The organism is Tateyamaria sp., from assembly GCF_059783535.1.
Genome location: NZ_JBYNDP010000080.1, coordinates 1 through 18,313 on the forward strand (window position 1 = coordinate 1; position 18,313 = coordinate 18,313).

Here is an 18,313-nt window from a genome sequence, read left to right on the forward strand (position 1 = left end):
CCGAGATGGAGGATGGCTGGTGTTCATCCGTTGATCGCCCCGGAAAACTGCGCACATCGACACTGGCCCGTGTGCCCGCCGCGATCATCGCGTTGGAAGACAGTAACGTGCGCGCATCATGAGCGCGGCCGATGTTTTTGCAGAGAATGCCAGCTGGACACCGCAGCGCGCTTCATCCCCCCTGCTGAAACCAACCAGCTTTCACGTTAAAGCCGGACAGGTGCTGGGTGTCGTTGGGCCAAACGGGGCTGGCAAATCGACCTTGTTGCGGATGATCTACCGCTACTATCGCCCGTCGAGCGGCCAAATTCGCATCGCGGGTCAAGACATCTGGTCTGTCCCACCTCGCGTGGCCGCACGACGTGTCGCAGCGGTCTTGCAGGAACAGGTGTCGTCTTTTGGACTGACAGTGCGCGAGGTCGTCATGCTGGGCCGTACCCCGCACCGGTCCGGGTTTTCCTCTGGCGGTGCAAGAGATGCGGAAATTGTCGCCAGAACGATCAAGCAACTGCATCTTCAGGATCTCGCCGACCGGGACGTCGCCACATTGTCCGGCGGTGAACGGCAACGTGTCATGGTCGCCCGTGCACTGGCGCAGCAACCGCAGGTTCTGGTGCTCGATGAGCCAACCAATCACCTTGATATTCGCCACCAACTCGAGGTGCTGGCCCTGATCCGCGAACTGGACCTGACCATCATCGTCTCGCTGCATGACCTGAATATGGCCGCGCAAACCTGTGACACCATCCTGCTGCTTGAAAATGGCGAAACCAAAGGGTTTGGCCCACCAGACCAGGTGTTGACCGAGGCGGAAGTCTCGTCCGCATTCCGCGTCGAAGCCCGCCGCGAGCGGCTCAACCCAAGCGACACCAAACACTTTTCATTCCATTTGCCAACGTAAGGACCCCTGCAAATGAAACGTATCCTCACAACCCTCGCCGCCACCCTCTGCGCCACCAGCGCACTGGCACAGACCACGGTGCAAAGCTGTGACCGTACCGTGACATTCGACACCCCGCCAAAAGCCGCAATCTCGAACGATGTGAACCTAACCGAGATGATGCTTGTTCTTGGCCTTGCCGACCGGATGGTCGGGTACACCGGTATCTCCGGTTGGAAGACCCTGGATGAGGAGATGACGGCAGGTGTTGAAGCGCTGCCAGAGTTGTCCTCAAAATACCCGAGTAAAGAGGTCTTGATCGGAGCCGACGCGGATTTCTTCTTTGCAGGTTGGAACTACGGCATGAAGGTCGGAGGGGACGTCACACCCGAAACGCTCGCCCCATTTGGCATCGAGGTCTATGAGCTAACGGAAAGCTGCATTCATATCGGCGAAAAAGACGCAGCCAGCATGGACGACATGTATAATGACCTGCTGAACCTTGGGGCCATTTTTGACGTTTCCGACAAGGCCGAAGCATTGGTAGAAGGCTACCGCGCTGATTTGAAGAGTTTCACGGCCGACTTGGCACCGTTGGATCAGGCACCTCGCGTCTTCGTTTATGACAGTGGTGAAGACACCCCGTTTACAGCCGGCCGCTATGCTATGCCCAACGCATTGATCGAAGCAGCGGGCGGGACAAACATCATGAATGACTTTGAAAAAAGCTGGGCCACCGTGGGCTGGGAAGCCGTGGTCGAGCGCAATCCCGAGGTCATCGTGATCGTGAACTACGGAGAGGTCACTGCAGAAGAAAAACGCGCCTTCATGATGTCCAACCCTGCTTTTGCAGACATTGACGCGGTCAAAAATGATCGCTTTGTCACCTTGGAATATGTCGAGGCGACCCCCGGTCCGCGCAACATCAACGCGGTCAAGACCCTGGCCGCTGCATTCCGCGCGGAGTGACACGCATGGAGAGGACTGGAACAGCCATCAAAAGCCGTAACCTGACGCGCCCGTTCGCGATCATGGTGGGCTTTGCCGTGCTGGTCCTCTCGATTTCCGCGGCTATTGGCCTGGGCGCGATCTCGATCCCGATGTCGGTGGTTTGGGGCGTGGTTGCCAACAAGGTATCGCCCGACTGGGTGACAGTTCTGTGGTCGCCGGGCCGCGAGGCAATTGTGTGGGACATCCGCTTTCCCCGGGCGCTTCTGGCGTGCTGTGTCGGGGCTGGCCTTGCCATGGTTGGGGCCAGCCTGCAGGCCGTGACGCGCAATCCGCTGGCTGATCCCCATCTTCTGGGCATCTCTGCTGGAGGGGCTTTTGGCGCCATTCTGGCCTTGCTGCATACCGGCCTGTTCCTCGGCCTGCTCACCGTGCCGCTTTTGGCTTTCTTTGGTGCGCTCGCGGCGACGCTGCTTGTGCTCGCGGTCTCTCAGTTTGCGTCTGCAACCAGTGCGGATCGTCTGATCCTGGCGGGTGTTGCCGTGTCCTTCATCGTCATGTCACTGGCCAATATGCTGATCTTTCTTGGCGACCCACGTGCCACGCACACGGTGGTATTCTGGATGCTCGGTGGGCTGGGCCTCGCCCAATGGGGCCAGCTTATCTTTCCGTTTGCCATCCTTGTCGCAGGCGGCGCGTATCTGTGGATCAACGCCAGCAACCTGAACGCCATGACCATCGGGGACGAGACAGCATCCACGTTGGGCATTCCGGTGGCCCGGTTTCGCCTCTCCGTTTTTGTGGTGGGGGCGCTGATCACCGGTGTCATGGTGGCCTTCTCAGGTATCATCGGTTTTGTTGGCCTGATGGTGCCACACATCGTGCGCCTAATCGTCGGGGGCGACTATGCCCGCGTTCTGCCTGCCTCTGCCCTGCTGGGGGCCGTATTCCTCATCTGGGCGGACATTCTCGCGCGCATATTCATGGCGCCTGACGAGGTGCCGATTGGCGTCATCACAGGGCTGATTGGCGGCGTGTTCTTTGTCTGGCTGCTGCGCAGGCGCTTAGGCTAAGCGCTTCCGAGGCGCGTGTTCCGAAAGATGCATATCAACCGAACCGCTGCTTCAGCGCGTCGTTCACCAGCGGCGTCACGAATTTGCTGACGTCCCCTCCCAGTCGGGCGATTTCCTTGACCAGCTTTGACGCAATCGCCTGATGTTCCGCTTCGGCCATCAGGAATACGGTTTCGATGCTGTTATCCAGTTGCCGGTTCATGCCGACCATCTGGAATTCGTATTCAAAATCCGCAACAGCCCGCAGACCGCGGATGATCAATTGCGCACCGACATCGCGGGCGCAATCAATCAACAGGTTTTCAAAGGGATGGGCGACAATTTCGGTGCCCGTCTGCGCACTCAGTTTCGCGCATTCGGCCTCGATCATGCTCACCCGCTCTTCCAGTGAAAATAGGGGGCCCTTGTCCCGGTTAATGGCGACGCCAATCACCAATCTGTCGACCATGGGACTGGCCCGCCGAATGATGTCGATATGCCCCAGCGTGATGGGATCAAAGGTGCCAGGGTATAGGCCGATGCGCATTGGCGGCTCCGTCAGTCGTCTTGGCCGCAATGCAGCATTTCAGACACGCGATTGCAAGCAAACACGACGCGTGCGTCTGGTCAGTGACCCATAATCATACCTTGAAGCGCTTCCTTCTCCATCGACAGCTCGGTCAGTCGCGCTTTGACCACGTCGCCCAAGGTGATCAAACCCACGAGTTGCCCGTCCTCAACGACGGGCATGTGGCGAAATCGGCCTTCGGTCATCTGGGCCAAAACATCGTCCGCCTTGTCGTCGCGCCGACATGTCACAAGTTTCGAAGTCATGAAGTTGTCGACCGGGTCGTTCAGGATCGCCCCACCCCGCTTGGCCAGCACGCGAACGATATCGCGTTCGGACAGAATACCCGCAGCGGTCAGACCATCGGGCGAGACAACCACCGTCCCGATCTTGCGTTCCGCAAGGATTTTGGCCGCTTCAGAGACCTGCGTGCCGGGTTTCACCGTCACAACAGCGTCATCGGATTTGGACTTGAGAATCTGGTGCACAAGCATGGATCTGGACCTCGTCAATACTGCGACATATCTCAGCGTCCGCCGCCAAGGCCCTGTCTGTCAAGTGTACGAACGTCGCCCGGCAATCCACTGCCGGTTGAAATTCGCCTACAAGTGCGACCGTGGCGCATCAAAATACAAGTTGAATATCCGCCAGCAAGCACCTGATTTTACTCACACACAGCCTTCCAGTCTCGAAATCTCGGATCGAACCCCTTGCACTAAAAGCTCGGCAAATGCGTTCAGCCGGCGGTCGCGGGTGTCAGACTGATGCCGGATCAGGAAAAAGCTGCGCGACAGGGACATCTGGCTGGTCAGCACGCGGCACAGACCAGGCGCGAATGGCAACGCAAAGTCGTGCACCACACCAACGCCCGCCCCTTGCCGCAGCAGGTTCAACTGCACCGCGACCGAGTTGGACGCTAAAGCAACCCGTTCCACCCCGGCATCGGCCAGATAATCCAGTTCCCGATCAAAAATCATGTCCGGGATGTATCCAACAATCCGATGCGCATGCAGATCACCCATCTCCGCCAGCGGCGGCGCACTGGCGAGATAGCTTTCACTGGCAGCGAGGTGCAGCCGGTATTCGGAAATGCGCTGCACCGTGAGCTGCCCCGCAGTGGGCGCGCTCACACCGATGGCCAGATCAGCCTCGCGCCGGGACAGGTTAAAGACCCTGGGCAAGGCTATGATCTGAATATCAAGCGCCGGATGCGCCTGCCCCAAGGCGGCGCAAACCTGTGGCAACACGTAGTTTGCGCATCCGTCCGGCGCACCAATACGTACCTGACCCGTCAACCCCGTTTCGGCCTGGGTTGGTCCTGCTCCGGAAATCCCCTCTGTTGCGGCGCGCATGGCGGCCTCGGCAGCTTCTGCCCGCTCCAGCAACTGCGCACCGGCATCCGTCAGCGCATATCCTTGTGGCGACTTGCGAAACAGGACCACGTCCAGATCCCGCTCCAGCCGTGCCACACGCCGGCCCAAAGTCGCCGCATCCTTACGGACATCCTTAGCCGCCGCAGAAAGCGTTTCGGCACGCGCCACCGCCAGAAACAGGCGCAAATCGTCCCAATGTGGAAGCATCAAGCCCTCTCCAATCTGCAAAAGTGCAAAATGGTTTTGCCCACTTGCCTCTTTTCCCGGATATTTTGCAAGACTATCCTGCCGACAACAGTAGAATTGAACACCCCCCGGGAGGACGCGAAATGCAGGAACTGACCCACTACATCGATGGTGCCCATGTCAACGGAACATCGGGCCGTTTTGCGGATGTGATGAACCCGGCCACGGGAGAAGTGCAGGCGAAGGTTCCGCTGGCGTCGGCAAGCGAATTGGCCAACGCGGTCGAAGTCGCGGCCAAGGCGCAACCCGCATGGGCTGCAACCAACCCCCAGCGCCGGGCGCGCGTGCTGATGAAATTTGTGGACCTGCTCAACCGCGACATGGACAAGCTGGCCGAGGCACTGAGCCGCGAGCACGGCAAAACGCTTCCCGATGCAGCAGGCGACGTGCAGCGCGGCCTTGAGGTTGTGGAATATTGCATCGGCGCGCCCCACTTGCTGAAAGGTGAATACACCGACAGCGCGGGCCCCGGCATCGACATGTACTCCATGCGCCAGGCCCTTGGCGTGACGGCGGGCATTACTCCGTTCAACTTCCCGGCCATGATCCCAATGTGGATGTTTGCGCCAGCCATCGCCTGCGGCAACGCCTTTATCCTCAAACCGTCCGAGCGCGACCCGTCGGTGCCACTGATGCTGGCCGAATTGATGGAAGAAGCGGGCCTGCCCCAAGGTATCCTGCAAGTCGTCAATGGTGACAAGGAAGCTGTGGACGCAATCCTGCACCATGAGGTGATCCAATCCATTGGCTTCGTCGGCTCGACACCGATCGCCGAATACATCTATGCCACCGGCTGCGCGAACGGCAAACGCGTGCAATGCTTCGGCGGGGCCAAGAACCATATGATCGTCATGCCGGACGCCGATATGGATCAGGCCGCTGATGCGTTGGTTGGCGCAGGCTACGGCGCGGCTGGTGAGCGCTGCATGGCGATCTCGGTCGCCGTGCCTGTTGGCGACGAAACCGCCGACCGTCTGATCGAAAAACTGGTGCCGCGCATCGAAAAGCTGAAGGTCGGCCCCTACACCGCAGGCAACGACGTGGACTATGGCCCCGTTGTGACCGGTGCGGCCAAAGCCAACATCGAACGACTTGTGCAAACCGGCATTGATCAGGGCGCAGAACTGGTTGTTGATGGACGTGATTTTAAACTGCAGGGCTACGAAGACGGATACTTTGTCGGCCCGCATCTTTTCGACCGTGCGACTAAAGACATGGACATTTACAAACAGGAAATCTTTGGCCCCGTCCTAACAACCGTCCGTGCACAAACCTATGAGGAAGCCATTGGCCTTGCCATGGACCATGAATACGGCAACGGCACCGCGATCTTCACCCGCGACGGGGACACAGCCCGCGATTTTGCCAACCGAATCAACATCGGCATGGTAGGCATTAATGTCCCAATTCCCGTTCCATTGGCCTATCATACGTTCGGGGGCTGGAAAAAATCCGTATTCGGGGACTTAAATCAACATGGTCCTGACGCATTTAAGTTCTATACACGTACGAAGACAGTGACGGCACGCTGGCCGTCCGGAATTAAGGAAGGCGGAGAATTCTCGATACCCGTCATGGAGTAGGATGCCTGTAAGGTTTCGCATATTTCCGGATCGCGGACTTGTCGTGGTTCGGTTCACAAACAAAGTCCTGATTGACGAGGCGTTGGCAGCAACCGCAGCTTACGTCAATCACCAGGACTATGCGCCAGGCCAAAAGCAGCTGATCGACCTATCTCGTGTGACAGAGTACGAAAAGGACTACATGCGCTTCATGGAAATGCAGGCCGCCAAGGCTGACAGGCTTGCTTGTGCTGGCATACAAACCCTTGTCGTTTACATCGCGCCTACACTGATCAGTCAGGAGATCTGCAGCATGTATTTGCGTTCCTGGGGTGATGTGAAGACCGTTGTTCCTATGATCCAGCATTCCGAAGCCGAAGCGCTTGCCCTGCTTGGCCAGTTGGAACCCTCAATTGATATGTTGCTGACGCCCAGTGACGGACGGGTGGTGCGGTAACAATAAAACCGGCTGCTTTGCAGCAACCGGCATAAAAAGACATTATTATAAAAAGTCTTTGATCAATAGGCTTCAGGTGCTGTCTTACGGCGACGCATGCCGGCAACACCTGCCAGCGCACCTAGCAGCAAAAGACCGCTAGCAGGCAGCGGAACAGCGGGCGGTTCATTATTAGGCACATCGTAGGTGACCGACACAGACTTCAGTTTCCAGAAGTCGTTCCAACCGAAAGCGCCAAATGCGAAGACAGAACTTGAAACCGACCCAAACTCACGGAAAGGGTTTGCGCTTTGGTCTTCGCTTATCCAGTCACCTGTACCGATGGTGCCATCGCCGGACAAATCATAAAGCCAACGGAAATCATCCCCGTCAACTTCCACATCACCACAAGTCCTGTAACCGCTATACCACGTGCACTTGAAGCGGGTTGAGTCCTCACGGAAGTAGCTGAATGTAACTTCGCTTACAGAAACGGACTTGGAAAAGTTCACTTGCAGGAAGTCTGGCTGCCCGCCGCCATCAACGAAATGGGAATCGCGGCGGTGCGTCACCGCCCCTGCTCCGGTGGTCCACCGACCAATTTCACCAACTCTGACCGAGCTGTCAGTAACTATGTTGTTGTCGATGGAAATTCTACGGAATGCGTTGGCACTGAACGTTGCGGACAAACCACCCTCGTTGAGCGAAAAGCTACTTCCGTTGCTGCCGTAATCGACAGATCCATATGGTGTCGACAAGTCAAAGGTAACGTTAACGGGCACAGCACCAGCGGCTCCGGCCACGACCATAAAGGCAACACCAAACAGCGCACTCTTCGTCATTTTACCACTCACTCCAATAAACTCTCACCACCCGCGTGTGGTTATCATAGGCAAAAATCTGCCACAACGGTGTATGAAGGGTTTTCGCCCATTTTGATAAAAAATTCTGACCGTTTCTAAATTTCACCGCGAAAACAACAACAAAACGCGCTCAGAAAGAGTATTGTCCATCAAATGGAACCTGACGACTCTCGCGGAGAGCTACTTTAACGGGAATAAATTCCCGCCATCAGAGAATTTTTCTTGACGCGTTCAACGACAGCTCGTCACCGTGGTGATTCTATCGTCAATCTCAACAAGCCTGACATGACCGAACTGTATAAAAGACGCTATTTTTTTAGCAATGCCCCGCTTCTCCCTTGCATCCAAAGTCATCCAGAGGAAAAATAAACAAATGTTCAATTACCGTGAGAAACGGTAAGCTGATCGATAAAAGGATACATACCTTGGACTACGCCCTGACCGAAGAACAAACAGCTATGTTCGAAATGGCACATGCATTCGGCCAATCCGAGATAGCTCCGTACGCCCGTGACTGGGAAACAGCGGGCACAATCCCCAAAGAGCTATGGCCGAAGGTAGGCGCCCTGGGTTTTGCATCACTTTATGTCTCCGAAGACGCGGGCGGCGCAGGCTTGTCACGTCTGGATGCCACGCTTGTGTTCGAGGCCCTGTCGATGGCCTGCCCGTCGGTAGCCGCCTTCCTGTCGATCCACAACATGTGCGCGAAGATGCTCGACAACTTTGCCGATGACTACCTGAAGGCCCGCGTGATGCCGGACGTCCTGAGCATGAACACCGTGCTCAGCTATTGTCTGACCGAGCCCGGCAGTGGCTCTGACGCCGCCGCCCTGCGCACCCGTGCGGATCGCACGAATGAGGGCTACACCCTGAACGGCACCAAGGCGTTCATCTCTGGTGGCGGATACTCGGACGCGTATGTATGCATGGTGCGCACCGGCGAAGATGGACCCAAAGGTGTCTCGACTGTCTATGTCGAAGACGGAACCGAAGGTTTGTCCTTTGGCGGCCTCGAAGACAAGATGGGCTGGCGCAGCCAACCCACCGCGCAGGTCCAGTTCGACAATTGCAATATCCCCGGCGGTAACTTGGTCGGCGAAGAAGGCCAGGGCTTTAAGTATGCGATGATGGGCCTTGATGGTGGTCGTCTGAACATCGCCGCCTGTTCCCTAGGTGCTGCTCAGACCGCATTGAAGGTTACTTTGGACTACATGGGCGAGCGCAAGGCTTTCGGTCAACCCATCGACCAGTTTCAGGGCCTGCAATTCCGTCTCGCGGATATGGAGATCGAGCTGCAAGCCGCGCGCACCTTCCTCTGGCAAGCGGCATGGAAGCTCGACAACGGTTCGCCGGATGCCACGAAGTTCTGCGCCATGGCCAAGAAATTTGTGACCGAGGCGGGATCGAAGGTGGTGGACCAATGCCTGCAATTGCACGGCGGCTACGGCTATCTGGCCGACTACGGCATCGAAAAACTGGTCCGTGATTTGCGGGTGCATCAGATCTTGGAAGGCACGAACGAAATCATGCGCGTGATCGTAGCGCGCGACATGTTGAAGAACCGATGACAGACATCAAGCGCTTCGATACAGATAAACGGATGAGCCAGGCGGTTATGCACGGGCAGACCGCTTATCTTGCCGGGCAATGTGGTACCGCCTTTGCACCAATCCAGACCCAAGCACGCGAAGCGCTGTCCAAGGTCGATCAATACCTTGCCGTCATAGGCACTGACAAAACCCGATTGCTGTCCGTGACCATCTGGCTCGCCTCCATATCCGACTATGACGCGATCAACGAGGTTTGGGGCGCATGGGTGCCCGCTGGCACCGCCCCCGCCCGGTCGTGTGGAGAGGTACAGATTGGTGGCGAAGGCTACGACGTCGAAATCATCTGCACGGCGGCCCTGCCATGACCGACATCTCCATCCGCATCACCGGGCGCGCGGGCCGGATCACTTTGCAACGCCGCCAAGCGCTCAATGCCATGACCTACGAAATGTGTCTGGCCATCGAAGAGGCGCTCGACATATGGGCGACTGACGACGCAGTGCAGGTTGTTGTGCTGGACGCCGAGGGTGAGCGTGCCTTCTGTTCAGGCGGGGACATCGCTGAACTCTACGAGACCGGCACCAAGGGCGACTATGCATACGGCCAGAAATTTTGGGCCGACGAATATCGCCTGAACCACAAGATTTTTCACTACCCCAAGCCGGTGGTCAGCTTCCTGCAGGGCTTCACCATGGGCGGCGGTGTTGGCATCGGCTGTCACGGATCGCACCGGGTTGTCGGCGACAGCAGCCAGATCGCCATGCCCGAATGCGGCATCGGACTTGTGCCCGATGTGGGCGGGTCGCTGATGCTCACCCTCGCCCCCGGTCGCTTGGGTGAGTATCTTGGCACAACGGCTGCCCGAATGAACGCAAGCGATGCAGTCTTTGCAGGCTTTGCAGATCACTACGTGGCCGAAGTACATTGGCCCGCCCTGATCGCCACGCTTGAGGCGACGGGCGACACATCCTGCATCGCTGCGGCTGCCACGGATCCAGAAGCCGGACCACTTCAACACGCGATGCCTCACATCGACAGACACTTTCATGGCGCATCACTCAGCGACGTGCTGACCACGCTGCGGGCCGAGGACAGCGACTTTGCCCGCGACACGCTCAAGCGCATGGGCCGCAACAGCCCACTCTCCATGGCCTGCACCATCGAAGCCCTGCACCGCTTGCGCGGCCCCTCCCTGACGCTGGAAAAGGCGCTGGACCTCGAATACCGCTTCACCGCGCGCGCGATGGAGCATGGCGACTTCCTTGAAGGCATCCGCGCTGCAATCATCGACAAGGACCGGGCGCCAAAATGGCAATATGCTGACGGCACGGTCCCGCCCACCGCGGTCAGCAAGATGCTGATGCCGCTGGGGGACATGGCACTCAAATTGGGAGGAACGGGCATGAAGATCGGATTTGTTGGGCTGGGCAACATGGGTGCCCCGATGGCCGCAAACCTTGCCAAGGCCGGGCATAGCGTGACCGGGTTCGACGTGGCCGGAACCACGGCCGAGGGCGTCACGAACGCCCCAAGCGCGGCAGAGGCTGCCACCGATCAGGACATCGTCATCACGATGCTGCCCAATGGCGACATCCTGCGCCAAGTCGCCGCCGAAGTGATCCCTGCGATGAAACCTGGTGCGACGTTGATCGACTGCTCGACCGTTGATGTGGAAAGCGCGCGCGCGGTCGCGGCGCAAGCAGAAGCTGCTGGGCTGGGCTGTGTTGATGCGCCCGTATCGGGTGGTATCGGCGGCGCGGCTGGCGGAACCCTTACGTTCATGGCGGGCGGCAGCGCGGCGGCTTTCGAGGCCGCCAAGCCACTCTTCGACATCATGGGGCAAAAGGCCGTGCATTGCGGCGATGCAGGCGCTGGTCAGGCGGCCAAGATCTGTAACAACATGATCCTCGGCGCGACCATGATCGCCACTTGCGAAGCCTTTGCTCTGGCCGACAAACTGGGCCTCGACCGGCAAAAGATGTTCGATGTGGTCAGCACATCCTCGGGCTACTCATGGACGATGAACGCCTACTGCCCTGCCCCGGGCGTTGGCCCGCAAAGCCCTGCGGACAATGGCTACACCCCGGGCTTCGCCGCAGAACTGATGCTGAAAGACCTTGGCCTGAGCCAGCAGGCGGCAGAGGCTGTAGACGCGGACACCCCCATGGGGCAACGCGCGCTAGAACTCTACCGCCAGTTTGTCGAAAACGAGGATGGGCTGGGCAAGGATTTCAGCGCCATGCTGCCTCGGTTCGAAATCCGCGGGCGCGGCTGACCTCTATTTTCCGACGGTGATCAGCATCAGGCCCGCGAAAATCACAAACACCAGGAACAGGGCCACAATGATCAGGGCTGGGTATCCCCATGCGGCTATGGCCAGCCCCCATGCGACCACAAAGGCCAATATCCCCAGCAGGACATAAAGCTCCGGGCCAACCACAGCAGAGAACATGGTGCGCGCGGCATCCGATATTGTCCGCAACCCCGTCCGCAGGACACTCGATTTTTGCGTCGGGTTGGTGGTTGTCGTGGTCATGTTTGATTGGCTCCGTCCAAAGGTTTCCCATCAGATAAGAGACCTGGAACCGCTTTAAATGCGGCATTCTGACCAAAACAATCGGACTTACCCAACGTCGATTTTCAAACGTCGCAGGGCACAACTGAAAGCAAGGCGCTCCGTGTTCCCGCCCTGCCAAATCCGGGACTTAAACAGCAATCAGTCGTTCAAGATCCAGGCAGGCTAACTTCGCCGCCTGAGCTTTCCTTCACCTTCACATCCATCGGCGCACCTTCCACTTTAATGTCGCCACCGCTCGAGGCGCGTGCGAACAAGGTTCCGGAGACATGGATTTCGATGTCCGACCCGCTGGAGGCGCGTGCCTGTACGTCCCGGCATTCCAGGTCCTCACCATCAATGTCCGACCCGCTGGAGGCCTCAACCACAAGGGATTCGCAAGAGCCGCGCACGTCCAGGTCCGAGCCCGAACTGGCCTTGAGGTACACAGTGTCAGTGTCCAACCCGTCAATATCGACATCGGCACCACTGCTGCTCATCGCCTCGAACGAGTCGGTAAACGTGCCCGAGACTTCGACATCAACCCCGCGACTGCCGATGATCGACGTCAATTCCGGCATATGCACCGTAACGGTGTAGTAGTCGGCCATCCCCATCAGGATCATCGACGACCCACCCTGACGTTTGATCGACAACGTGTCACCGTCCTGCTCGACCACCAGCCGACGTTCACGCGCAGTGCCAGACACATCGGACACAACGCGGTAGTCCGAACCTGAAAACACTCTGACATTCACGCCATCTGCGGCGATGATCTTGGTGAAACCTGAAAAGTCATGAACTGTTTCGCGCGCGGCCAGCGGGGTCGCCAAGGCAACCGCGCAGACAGCCGATACGACGTATCGTGATTGTCCCATCTTCACTCTCCCGATGTGAATACGAGGATGAGATGGTGTTAATCAGATTAACATTCAAGAGAGCAGAGTCGATTTACTCCGCCGCTACCCTGCGCTGCGCGAGCATCGGCTTCAGGTACCGACCGGTATGGCTCTCGGCCACCTCCGCAACTTCCTCCGGCGTCCCGGTTGCAACAACCTGACCACCGCCATCACCGCCTTCGGGGCCAATATCGATGATATGGTCCGCAGTTTTTACGACATCCAAGTTGTGTTCAATCACGACGACCGAATTGCCCTGATCCACCAATTCATGCAGCACTTCCAACAGCTTGCGCACATCTTCGAAATGCAAACCGGTGGTCGGTTCATCAAGAATATAGAGTGTCCGACCCGTCGACCGCTTCGACAGTTCCTTGGACAGCTTCACCCGTTGCGCCTCGCCCCCGGACAGGGTCGTCGCCTGCTGGCCCACCTTGATGTAGCCCAGACCCACACGCATCAGCGCATCCATCTTCTCGCGGATCGACGGCACCGCCTGGAAAAACGCCTGCGCATCTTCGACCGTCATATCCAGCACATCGGCAATGGACTTGCCCTTGAACTTGATCTCAAGCGTCTCGCGGTTGTAGCGCGCACCCTTGCAGGTCTCGCACTCAACATAGACGTCGGGCAGGAAGTGCATCTCAATCTTGATGACACCGTCGCCCTGACAGGCTTCGCAGCGCCCGCCCTTCACGTTGAAACTGAAGCGTCCCGGCTTGTAGCCGCGGGCCTTGGCCTCGGGCAGCCCCGCAAACCAGTCGCGGATCGGTGTGAATGCCCCGGTATAGGTCGCCGGGTTCGAACGCGGGGTGCGCCCGATGGGCCGCTGGTCGATGTCGATCACCTTGTCCAGATGCTCCAGCCCCTTGATCGTTTCGCAAGGCGCAGGTGTCTGGCGCGCTCCGTTCAGCGCCATCGACGCGGTCTTGAACAGCGTCTCAATGGTCAGTGTGGACTTGCCGCCACCCGACACGCCCGTCACACAGACAAACTTGCCCAAGGGGAAGTCGACCGTCACGTTCTGCAGATTGTTGCCCGTCGCCTTAACGACAGTGACTTTCTTCTTGCCCTTCTTCCCCTTGCGACGTTCGGTCGGAACCGCGATCTCGCGCTTGCCGGACAGGTAGTCACCGGTGATGGAGCCACTGGCGGCCAGCACGTCCGGCGTCCCGTGCGCCACGACCTGCCCACCGTGCACACCGGCACCCGGGCCGATGTCGAACACGTAGTCCGCCTCGCGAATGGCCTCTTCGTCATGTTCCACCACGATGACGGTATTGCCTTGATCCCGCAGGTTCTTGAGCGTGCCCAGAAGCCGGTCATTGTCACGTTGATGCAATCCAATCGACGGCTCATCCAACACGTAGAGAACACCGGTCAAACCAGACCCAATTTGCGAGGCCAAGCGGATACGTTGACTTTCACCACCGCTTAACGTGCCGCTTGAACGTGACATCGTAAGATACTCAAGGCCAACGTTATTCAGGAATCCAAGCCGCTCGCGGATTTCCTTCAGAATGGCTCGCGCAATCTCGTTGTTCTGGTCCGTCAGATGCTCTGGCACCGTCTGGCACCAGTCATAGGCCTCGCGGATCGACATCTCGACCACCTGCCCGACATGCAGCAGCCGATCCGGGTCATCCCGCGGCCCGATCTTCACTGCCAGCGCCTCGGGACGCAGGCGATACCCGCCACAATCCCCGCATGGGCGGTTGTTCTGGTACCGCTCGAACTCCTCGCGAATCCAGTTCGAATCCGTCTCGCGATAGCGGCGCTCCATGTTCGGGATCACCCCCTCGAACACCCGCGTCACCTGATAAACGCGGCCACCCTCGTCATAGCGGAACGGAATCTCCTCACCACCCGAGCCATAGAGGAATACCTGCTTCACATGTGCCGGCAGGTCCTTCCACTTGGTCTGCGCGTCGAATTCATAATGTGCTGCAATCGCCTCAATGGTTTGGAGGAAGTACGGCGATTTCCCTTTGCGCCACGGCGCTAACGCCCCGTCATAGACCTTCAGGTTCTGATCCGGCACCACCAGCCGCTCGTCAAAGAACAGCTCATGCCCCAACCCGTCACAAGAAGGGCACGCCCCGAACGGTGCGTTGAAGGAAAACAGGCGCGGCTCAATCTCGGGAATGGTGAAGCCACTGACAGGACAGGCGAATTTCTCGGAAAAGGTCGTGCGCTCCGGGTCGCCCTCACTGGGTGCCGTCTCCAGAATGGCAATCCCATCGGCCAGGTCCAATGCGGTGCGCAGCGAATCCGCCAACCGCGTCTCCAGCCCTTCACGCACGACAATCCGGTCCACCACCACGTCGATGTCATGGCGGAACTTCTTGTCCAGTGTCGGCGGCTCATCCAACTCATAGAATGCGCCGTCCACTTTCACCCGCTGGAAGCCCTGCTTGCGCAGCTCCAGAAACTCCTTGCGGTACTCACCCTTGCGGTCGCGGATGATTGGAGCCAGCAGGTAGGCGCGCGTCCCCTCCTCCATCGCCATGATGCGGTCGACCATGTCCTGCACCTGTTGCGCCTCGATGGGCTTGCCGGTCGCCGGGGAATACGGCGTACCCACTCGGGCAAAGAGCAGACGCATGTAGTCGTAAATCTCGGTCACGGTGCCGACAGTCGACCGGGGGTTCTTCGACGTCGTCTTTTGCTCGATGGAAATCGCAGGGCTCAGACCGGAAATATGATCCACATCCGGCTTCTGCATCATGTCCAGGAACTGCCGCGCGTAGGCCGACAGTGATTCCACGTAACGGCGCTGCCCTTCGGCATAGATCGTGTCGAAGGCCAGTGACGACTTGCCTGACCCGGAAAGCCCAGTGATCACAACCAGTTGGTCGCGTGGGATATCCACGTCGATGGACTTGAGGTTGTGCTCGCGCGCGCCACGCACCTCGATATTCTTCTGCTCGGCCATGTCAGCCCCCCGGATTAACGGTTTGTACATAGGTCAGATGGCCGGATGAGCCAACGAAAAAATGAGAACATGTCGTGAACATGTCGCTTACTGCCGGATGGTGTCAGTACGCCGTCGGGCGGCCATCCACGCATGGATCGCAATGCCGCACCCAAAGACAGCAATGCAGGTCCAAACCAGGCCGGGAAAACCCGCGACTCCCAGCACTGCAAGCAACACTGGCGTGCCCAAAGTGTTGCCCAGATTACCCGTCTGCGCCAAGCCGCCATAGGCCTGCGATTGGTGGGCAGCGGTCGGATTCAATTGGGGCACGGCAGCAAAGCTTGCCCCCTGCACCAGCCCCAAAGCACCAGCCAGTGCAAGACACGCCGCCGGCAGGCCCGGCACCGCCCAGAGCCACAGCAACGACACGATGCTCAATACAAAACCGATCTGCACCAGCGTAACGGCCGAGATGAAGCGCAAAACAAAGACGCCCAAGGTCAGAGACACCGCAATGGCCGTCAGCGGCATTGCCCCCATCACCCAGGCCCGCCACTCAGGAGCGATGAATGGCGGCAGAACGGTCAGGATCGCCAGGAAACAGAATGTATAGAATATCCAACCTGCTCCCGGCGCTGCGATCCGGGGCGACCGGTAGATCGCCACATGGTCACTCAAGATACCTGAGAACGACAACGCGCCCTCTGGCGGCACTTCAAGCGGGCGCAGGAAAATGCCAAGGATCACGGCGAAGACCGCGAGCCAGATAGCGTGGGCCACAAACAGCGCAGGCACACCCATCGCATCGACCAGAGGCAACCCAAGGGCGACCAACAGCGTAAATGCGACAGAGAAGAAGGTGCTCCAAAGCGTCAGGGTGAAACCGCGGTGCCGCTCGGCACTCAGTTGCGCAATCAGGGTCGGCGCCGCAACAACCAGTGCCAGATGCGACACACCTTCAAGGGCGCGGCTGACCAACATCAAGGGCAAGCTCGGCAATGTCGCTTGATACAATGACAGCAGCGCCCCAGCCCAAAGTGCCCACAGCATCGCACGGCGATACCGGATGCGCGCGACAACCAGCCCGGCCATAACACCCAAAAGGATACCCAAAAATCCAACAAGGGACACGGTGAAGCCAAGCGCTGCACCAGCATCGGGATACACGGCGGGCAGCCTGTCAAAAATCACCGAAATCTTCGCGTATTGCCCCGCTGCCCCCAGCCCCGCGCCCCAAAGGGCAAAGACAAGGGGGAATGATGTGCGGTCGCTCATACCCGACGCTCATCACAAGCATCGGGGAGGTGCAAGGTCCGTTAACCGGCAGCTTCGAAGATTTGTACTCGGGTCACCGTGTTGCCGCTACCAAAAACCCGGACAAGAACGAAACCGATGAATTGAGAGCGGATACGCTCGACCGTATGGTAAGAAGGATCGTACTCGCATCGCCCCGCAATCATTGCCCGCCGCTCAGCCGTGGTAAAGAACGGGTCGATATTGTCCGCGGAGTCGCGTCTGCCGAATTTGTGGACGTTGGCTCGATCCTGCTGCACGATCCCACAGACGTCATTCAAAGGCAGGCCCCGCGAGTTATAAGTGTCCTGTGGCGACAGCATCGCGTAGTATTCAAATGTAAACTGCTGCGCAGAGGCCGGTGCGACTGTCAGCCCCAATCCAAAGAAGACAGCGGCCAGCATCATCAAACATCTTTTCATCAATCATTCCCCAGAATCAAAAAACCGATGACCGTAGGATAACGATCATCGGTTATTTTCAGACAAGAAATGTCGCGCCCTACATGTGGATCACACGGTCATAGGCATCCAGCACGCTCTCGTGCATCATCTCGGACAGTGTCGGGTGCGGGAAGACGGTGTGCATCAGGTCTTCTTCCGTGGTTTCCAGCGCCTGCCCCACGACGTAGCCCTGGATCAGTTCCGTCACCTCGGCGCCGATCATGTGCGCCCCCAGCAACTCGCCCGTCTTGGCATCAAACACGGTCTTGATCATGCCCTCAGGCTCACCCAACGCAATCGCCTTGCCGTTGCCGATGAACGGGAACTTCCCGACCTTGAGCGTATAGCCCGCCTCTTTGGCCGCTGCCTCGGTCAGGCCAACGGACGCGACCTGTGGGTGGCAGTAAGTGCATCCGGCAATGGAGTTGGGTTTGATCGGATGAACATCGTTTTTGCCAGCGATCAGTTCAGCGACCATGACGCCCTCGTGTGACGCTTTATGTGCCAACCACGGTGCACCGGCGATATCGCCGATGGCATAGATCCCCTCGACACCGGTCCGGCAGTATTCGTCCGTCACGACGTGGGTGCGATCCACCTTCACGCCCAGTTTTTCAAGGTTCAGCCCCTCGACATTCCCAACGATGCCAACTGCGGAAATGACCGTATCGAAGTCATGTTTCTCGACCTTGCCGCCCACCTCGATATGGGCCGTCACCTTGCCTTTGG

The 18,313-nt window shown here is 58.5% G+C and carries 18 protein-coding genes and 1 pseudogene; 9 read left to right on the top strand and 10 right to left on the bottom strand.

Going from position 1 to position 18,313, the window contains the following annotated elements; translation table 11 throughout:
- Positions 1–118: 118 nt before the first annotated feature.
- The 3 genes from AC6RA8_RS14830 (at position 119) to AC6RA8_RS14840 (ending at position 2,901) form a co-directional block, all read left to right on the top strand.
- Complete coding sequence (locus tag AC6RA8_RS14830) at positions 119–901, top strand: ABC transporter ATP-binding protein (RefSeq protein WP_500353505.1); 783 nt, start codon at positions 119–121, stop codon at positions 899–901.
- A 12-nt stretch (positions 902–913) separates the two neighbouring features.
- Complete coding sequence (locus tag AC6RA8_RS14835; protein ID WP_500353506.1) at positions 914–1,849, top strand: ABC transporter substrate-binding protein; 936 nt, start codon at positions 914–916, stop codon at positions 1,847–1,849.
- Positions 1,850–1,911: 62 nt separating this feature from the next.
- Positions 1,912–2,901, top strand: a complete 990-nt coding sequence (locus AC6RA8_RS14840; protein ID WP_500353521.1) for a FecCD family ABC transporter permease — start codon at positions 1,912–1,914, stop codon at positions 2,899–2,901.
- Positions 2,902–2,935: 34 nt separating this feature from the next.
- Here AC6RA8_RS14840 and coaD read toward each other — a convergent pair whose 3' ends face one another.
- The 3 genes from coaD to AC6RA8_RS14855 all read right to left on the bottom strand — a co-directional run bounded on the left by coaD (position 2,936) and on the right by AC6RA8_RS14855 (position 5,028).
- Positions 2,936–3,427: a pantetheine-phosphate adenylyltransferase gene (gene coaD, locus AC6RA8_RS14845; protein WP_500353507.1), complete on the bottom strand. Its 492-nt coding sequence runs from the start codon at positions 3,425–3,427 to the stop codon at positions 2,936–2,938.
- Between the two features lie 80 nt (positions 3,428–3,507).
- Positions 3,508–3,942 carry a CBS domain-containing protein gene (locus AC6RA8_RS14850; protein WP_500353508.1) on the bottom strand — a complete coding sequence of 145 codons (435 nt, stop codon included), beginning with the start codon at positions 3,940–3,942 and terminating at the stop codon, positions 3,508–3,510.
- 174 nt (positions 3,943–4,116) lie between these two features.
- Entirely contained in the window at positions 4,117–5,028 is a 912-nt protein-coding gene (locus tag AC6RA8_RS14855; RefSeq protein WP_500353509.1) for a LysR family transcriptional regulator, read from the bottom strand.
- Between the two features lie 122 nt (positions 5,029–5,150).
- Here AC6RA8_RS14855 and AC6RA8_RS14860 point away from each other — a divergent pair, with 122 nt between their 5' ends.
- Both AC6RA8_RS14860 and AC6RA8_RS14865 read left to right on the top strand, forming a co-directional pair.
- Positions 5,151–6,650 carry a CoA-acylating methylmalonate-semialdehyde dehydrogenase gene (locus tag AC6RA8_RS14860; protein ID WP_500353510.1) on the top strand — a complete coding sequence of 500 codons (1,500 nt, stop codon included), beginning with the start codon at positions 5,151–5,153 and terminating at the stop codon, positions 6,648–6,650.
- Position 6,651: 1 nt separating this feature from the next.
- Positions 6,652–7,086, top strand: coding sequence for a hypothetical protein (locus AC6RA8_RS14865; protein ID WP_500353511.1), 435 nt, complete (start codon positions 6,652–6,654; stop codon positions 7,084–7,086).
- Positions 7,087–7,148: 62 nt separating this feature from the next.
- Here the strand turns inward: AC6RA8_RS14865 and AC6RA8_RS14870 are convergent, their stop codons facing one another.
- The gene (locus AC6RA8_RS14870) at positions 7,149–7,919 is read right to left on the bottom strand and encodes a VPLPA-CTERM sorting domain-containing protein (RefSeq protein ID WP_500353512.1); all 771 of its coding nucleotides are present in this window, start codon (positions 7,917–7,919) and stop codon (positions 7,149–7,151) included.
- Between the two features lie 434 nt (positions 7,920–8,353).
- Here AC6RA8_RS14870 and AC6RA8_RS14875 point away from each other — a divergent pair, with 434 nt between their 5' ends.
- The 4 genes and pseudogenes from AC6RA8_RS14875 (at position 8,354) to mmsB (ending at position 11,753) form a co-directional block, all read left to right on the top strand.
- Complete coding sequence (locus AC6RA8_RS14875) at positions 8,354–9,496, top strand: acyl-CoA dehydrogenase family protein (protein WP_500353513.1); 1,143 nt, start codon at positions 8,354–8,356, stop codon at positions 9,494–9,496.
- Complete coding sequence (locus AC6RA8_RS14880; protein ID WP_500353514.1) at positions 9,493–9,843, top strand: RidA family protein; 351 nt, start codon at positions 9,493–9,495, stop codon at positions 9,841–9,843. The genes AC6RA8_RS14875 and AC6RA8_RS14880 overlap by 4 nt, the downstream gene beginning before the upstream one ends.
- Positions 9,840–10,868, top strand: a pseudogene (locus AC6RA8_RS14885) (enoyl-CoA hydratase/isomerase family protein); the annotation flags it as partial. The gene AC6RA8_RS14880 and the pseudogene AC6RA8_RS14885, both read left to right, overlap by 4 nt.
- 12 nt (positions 10,869–10,880) lie before the next feature.
- The gene (mmsB, locus tag AC6RA8_RS14890; RefSeq protein WP_500353522.1) at positions 10,881–11,753 is read left to right on the top strand and encodes a 3-hydroxyisobutyrate dehydrogenase; all 873 of its coding nucleotides are present in this window, start codon (positions 10,881–10,883) and stop codon (positions 11,751–11,753) included.
- Positions 11,754–11,756: 3 nt separating this feature from the next.
- Here the strand turns inward: mmsB and AC6RA8_RS14895 are convergent, their stop codons facing one another.
- The 6 genes from AC6RA8_RS14895 to AC6RA8_RS14920 all read right to left on the bottom strand — a co-directional run.
- Positions 11,757–12,014, bottom strand: coding sequence for a hypothetical protein (locus tag AC6RA8_RS14895; RefSeq protein ID WP_500353515.1), 258 nt, complete (start codon positions 12,012–12,014; stop codon positions 11,757–11,759).
- Positions 12,015–12,202: 188 nt separating this feature from the next.
- Positions 12,203–12,910 carry a head GIN domain-containing protein gene (locus AC6RA8_RS14900; RefSeq protein ID WP_500353516.1) on the bottom strand — a complete coding sequence of 236 codons (708 nt, stop codon included), beginning with the start codon at positions 12,908–12,910 and terminating at the stop codon, positions 12,203–12,205.
- Positions 12,911–12,983: 73 nt separating this feature from the next.
- Positions 12,984–15,866, bottom strand: a complete 2,883-nt coding sequence (gene uvrA, locus AC6RA8_RS14905; protein WP_500353517.1) for an excinuclease ABC subunit UvrA — start codon at positions 15,864–15,866, stop codon at positions 12,984–12,986.
- A gap of 87 nt (positions 15,867–15,953) precedes the next feature.
- Positions 15,954–17,123 carry an MFS transporter gene (locus tag AC6RA8_RS14910; RefSeq protein ID WP_500353518.1) on the bottom strand — a complete coding sequence of 390 codons (1,170 nt, stop codon included), beginning with the start codon at positions 17,121–17,123 and terminating at the stop codon, positions 15,954–15,956.
- A gap of 41 nt (positions 17,124–17,164) precedes the next feature.
- The gene (locus AC6RA8_RS14915; protein ID WP_500353519.1) at positions 17,165–17,563 is read right to left on the bottom strand and encodes a hypothetical protein; all 399 of its coding nucleotides are present in this window, start codon (positions 17,561–17,563) and stop codon (positions 17,165–17,167) included.
- Positions 17,564–17,642: 79 nt separating this feature from the next.
- Positions 17,643–18,313 (bottom strand): oxidoreductase dimerization domain-containing protein (locus AC6RA8_RS14920; RefSeq protein ID WP_500353520.1); only part of this gene is annotated, 671 nt, incomplete at its 5' end.

Bases quoted from the DNA above. Each gene is read 5' to 3' on its own strand.
- AC6RA8_RS14865 (WP_500353511.1), top strand. From the start codon at position 6,652: ATGCCTGTAAGGTTTCGCATATTTCCGGATCGCGGACTTGTCGTGGTT.
- uvrA (WP_500353517.1), bottom strand. From the start codon at position 15,866: ATGGCCGAGCAGAAGAATATCGAGGTGCGTGGCGCGCGCGAGCACAAC.
- AC6RA8_RS14855 (WP_500353509.1), bottom strand. From the start codon at position 5,028: ATGCTTCCACATTGGGACGATTTGCGCCTGTTTCTGGCGGTGGCGCGT.
- AC6RA8_RS14880 (WP_500353514.1), top strand. From the start codon at position 9,493: ATGACAGACATCAAGCGCTTCGATACAGATAAACGGATGAGCCAGGCG.
- AC6RA8_RS14895 (WP_500353515.1), bottom strand. From the start codon at position 12,014: ATGACCACGACAACCACCAACCCGACGCAAAAATCGAGTGTCCTGCGG.
- AC6RA8_RS14910 (WP_500353518.1), bottom strand. From the start codon at position 17,123: ATGAGCGACCGCACATCATTCCCCCTTGTCTTTGCCCTTTGGGGCGCG.
- AC6RA8_RS14830 (WP_500353505.1), top strand. From the start codon at position 119: ATGAGCGCGGCCGATGTTTTTGCAGAGAATGCCAGCTGGACACCGCAG.
- AC6RA8_RS14840 (WP_500353521.1), top strand. From the start codon at position 1,912: ATGGTGGGCTTTGCCGTGCTGGTCCTCTCGATTTCCGCGGCTATTGGC.
- coaD (WP_500353507.1), bottom strand. From the start codon at position 3,427: ATGCGCATCGGCCTATACCCTGGCACCTTTGATCCCATCACGCTGGGG.
- AC6RA8_RS14900 (WP_500353516.1), bottom strand. From the start codon at position 12,910: ATGGGACAATCACGATACGTCGTATCGGCTGTCTGCGCGGTTGCCTTG.
- AC6RA8_RS14850 (WP_500353508.1), bottom strand. From the start codon at position 3,942: ATGCTTGTGCACCAGATTCTCAAGTCCAAATCCGATGACGCTGTTGTG.
- AC6RA8_RS14860 (WP_500353510.1), top strand. From the start codon at position 5,151: ATGCAGGAACTGACCCACTACATCGATGGTGCCCATGTCAACGGAACA.
- mmsB (WP_500353522.1), top strand. From the start codon at position 10,881: ATGAAGATCGGATTTGTTGGGCTGGGCAACATGGGTGCCCCGATGGCC.
- AC6RA8_RS14915 (WP_500353519.1), bottom strand. From the start codon at position 17,563: ATGAAAAGATGTTTGATGATGCTGGCCGCTGTCTTCTTTGGATTGGGG.
- AC6RA8_RS14835 (WP_500353506.1), top strand. From the start codon at position 914: ATGAAACGTATCCTCACAACCCTCGCCGCCACCCTCTGCGCCACCAGC.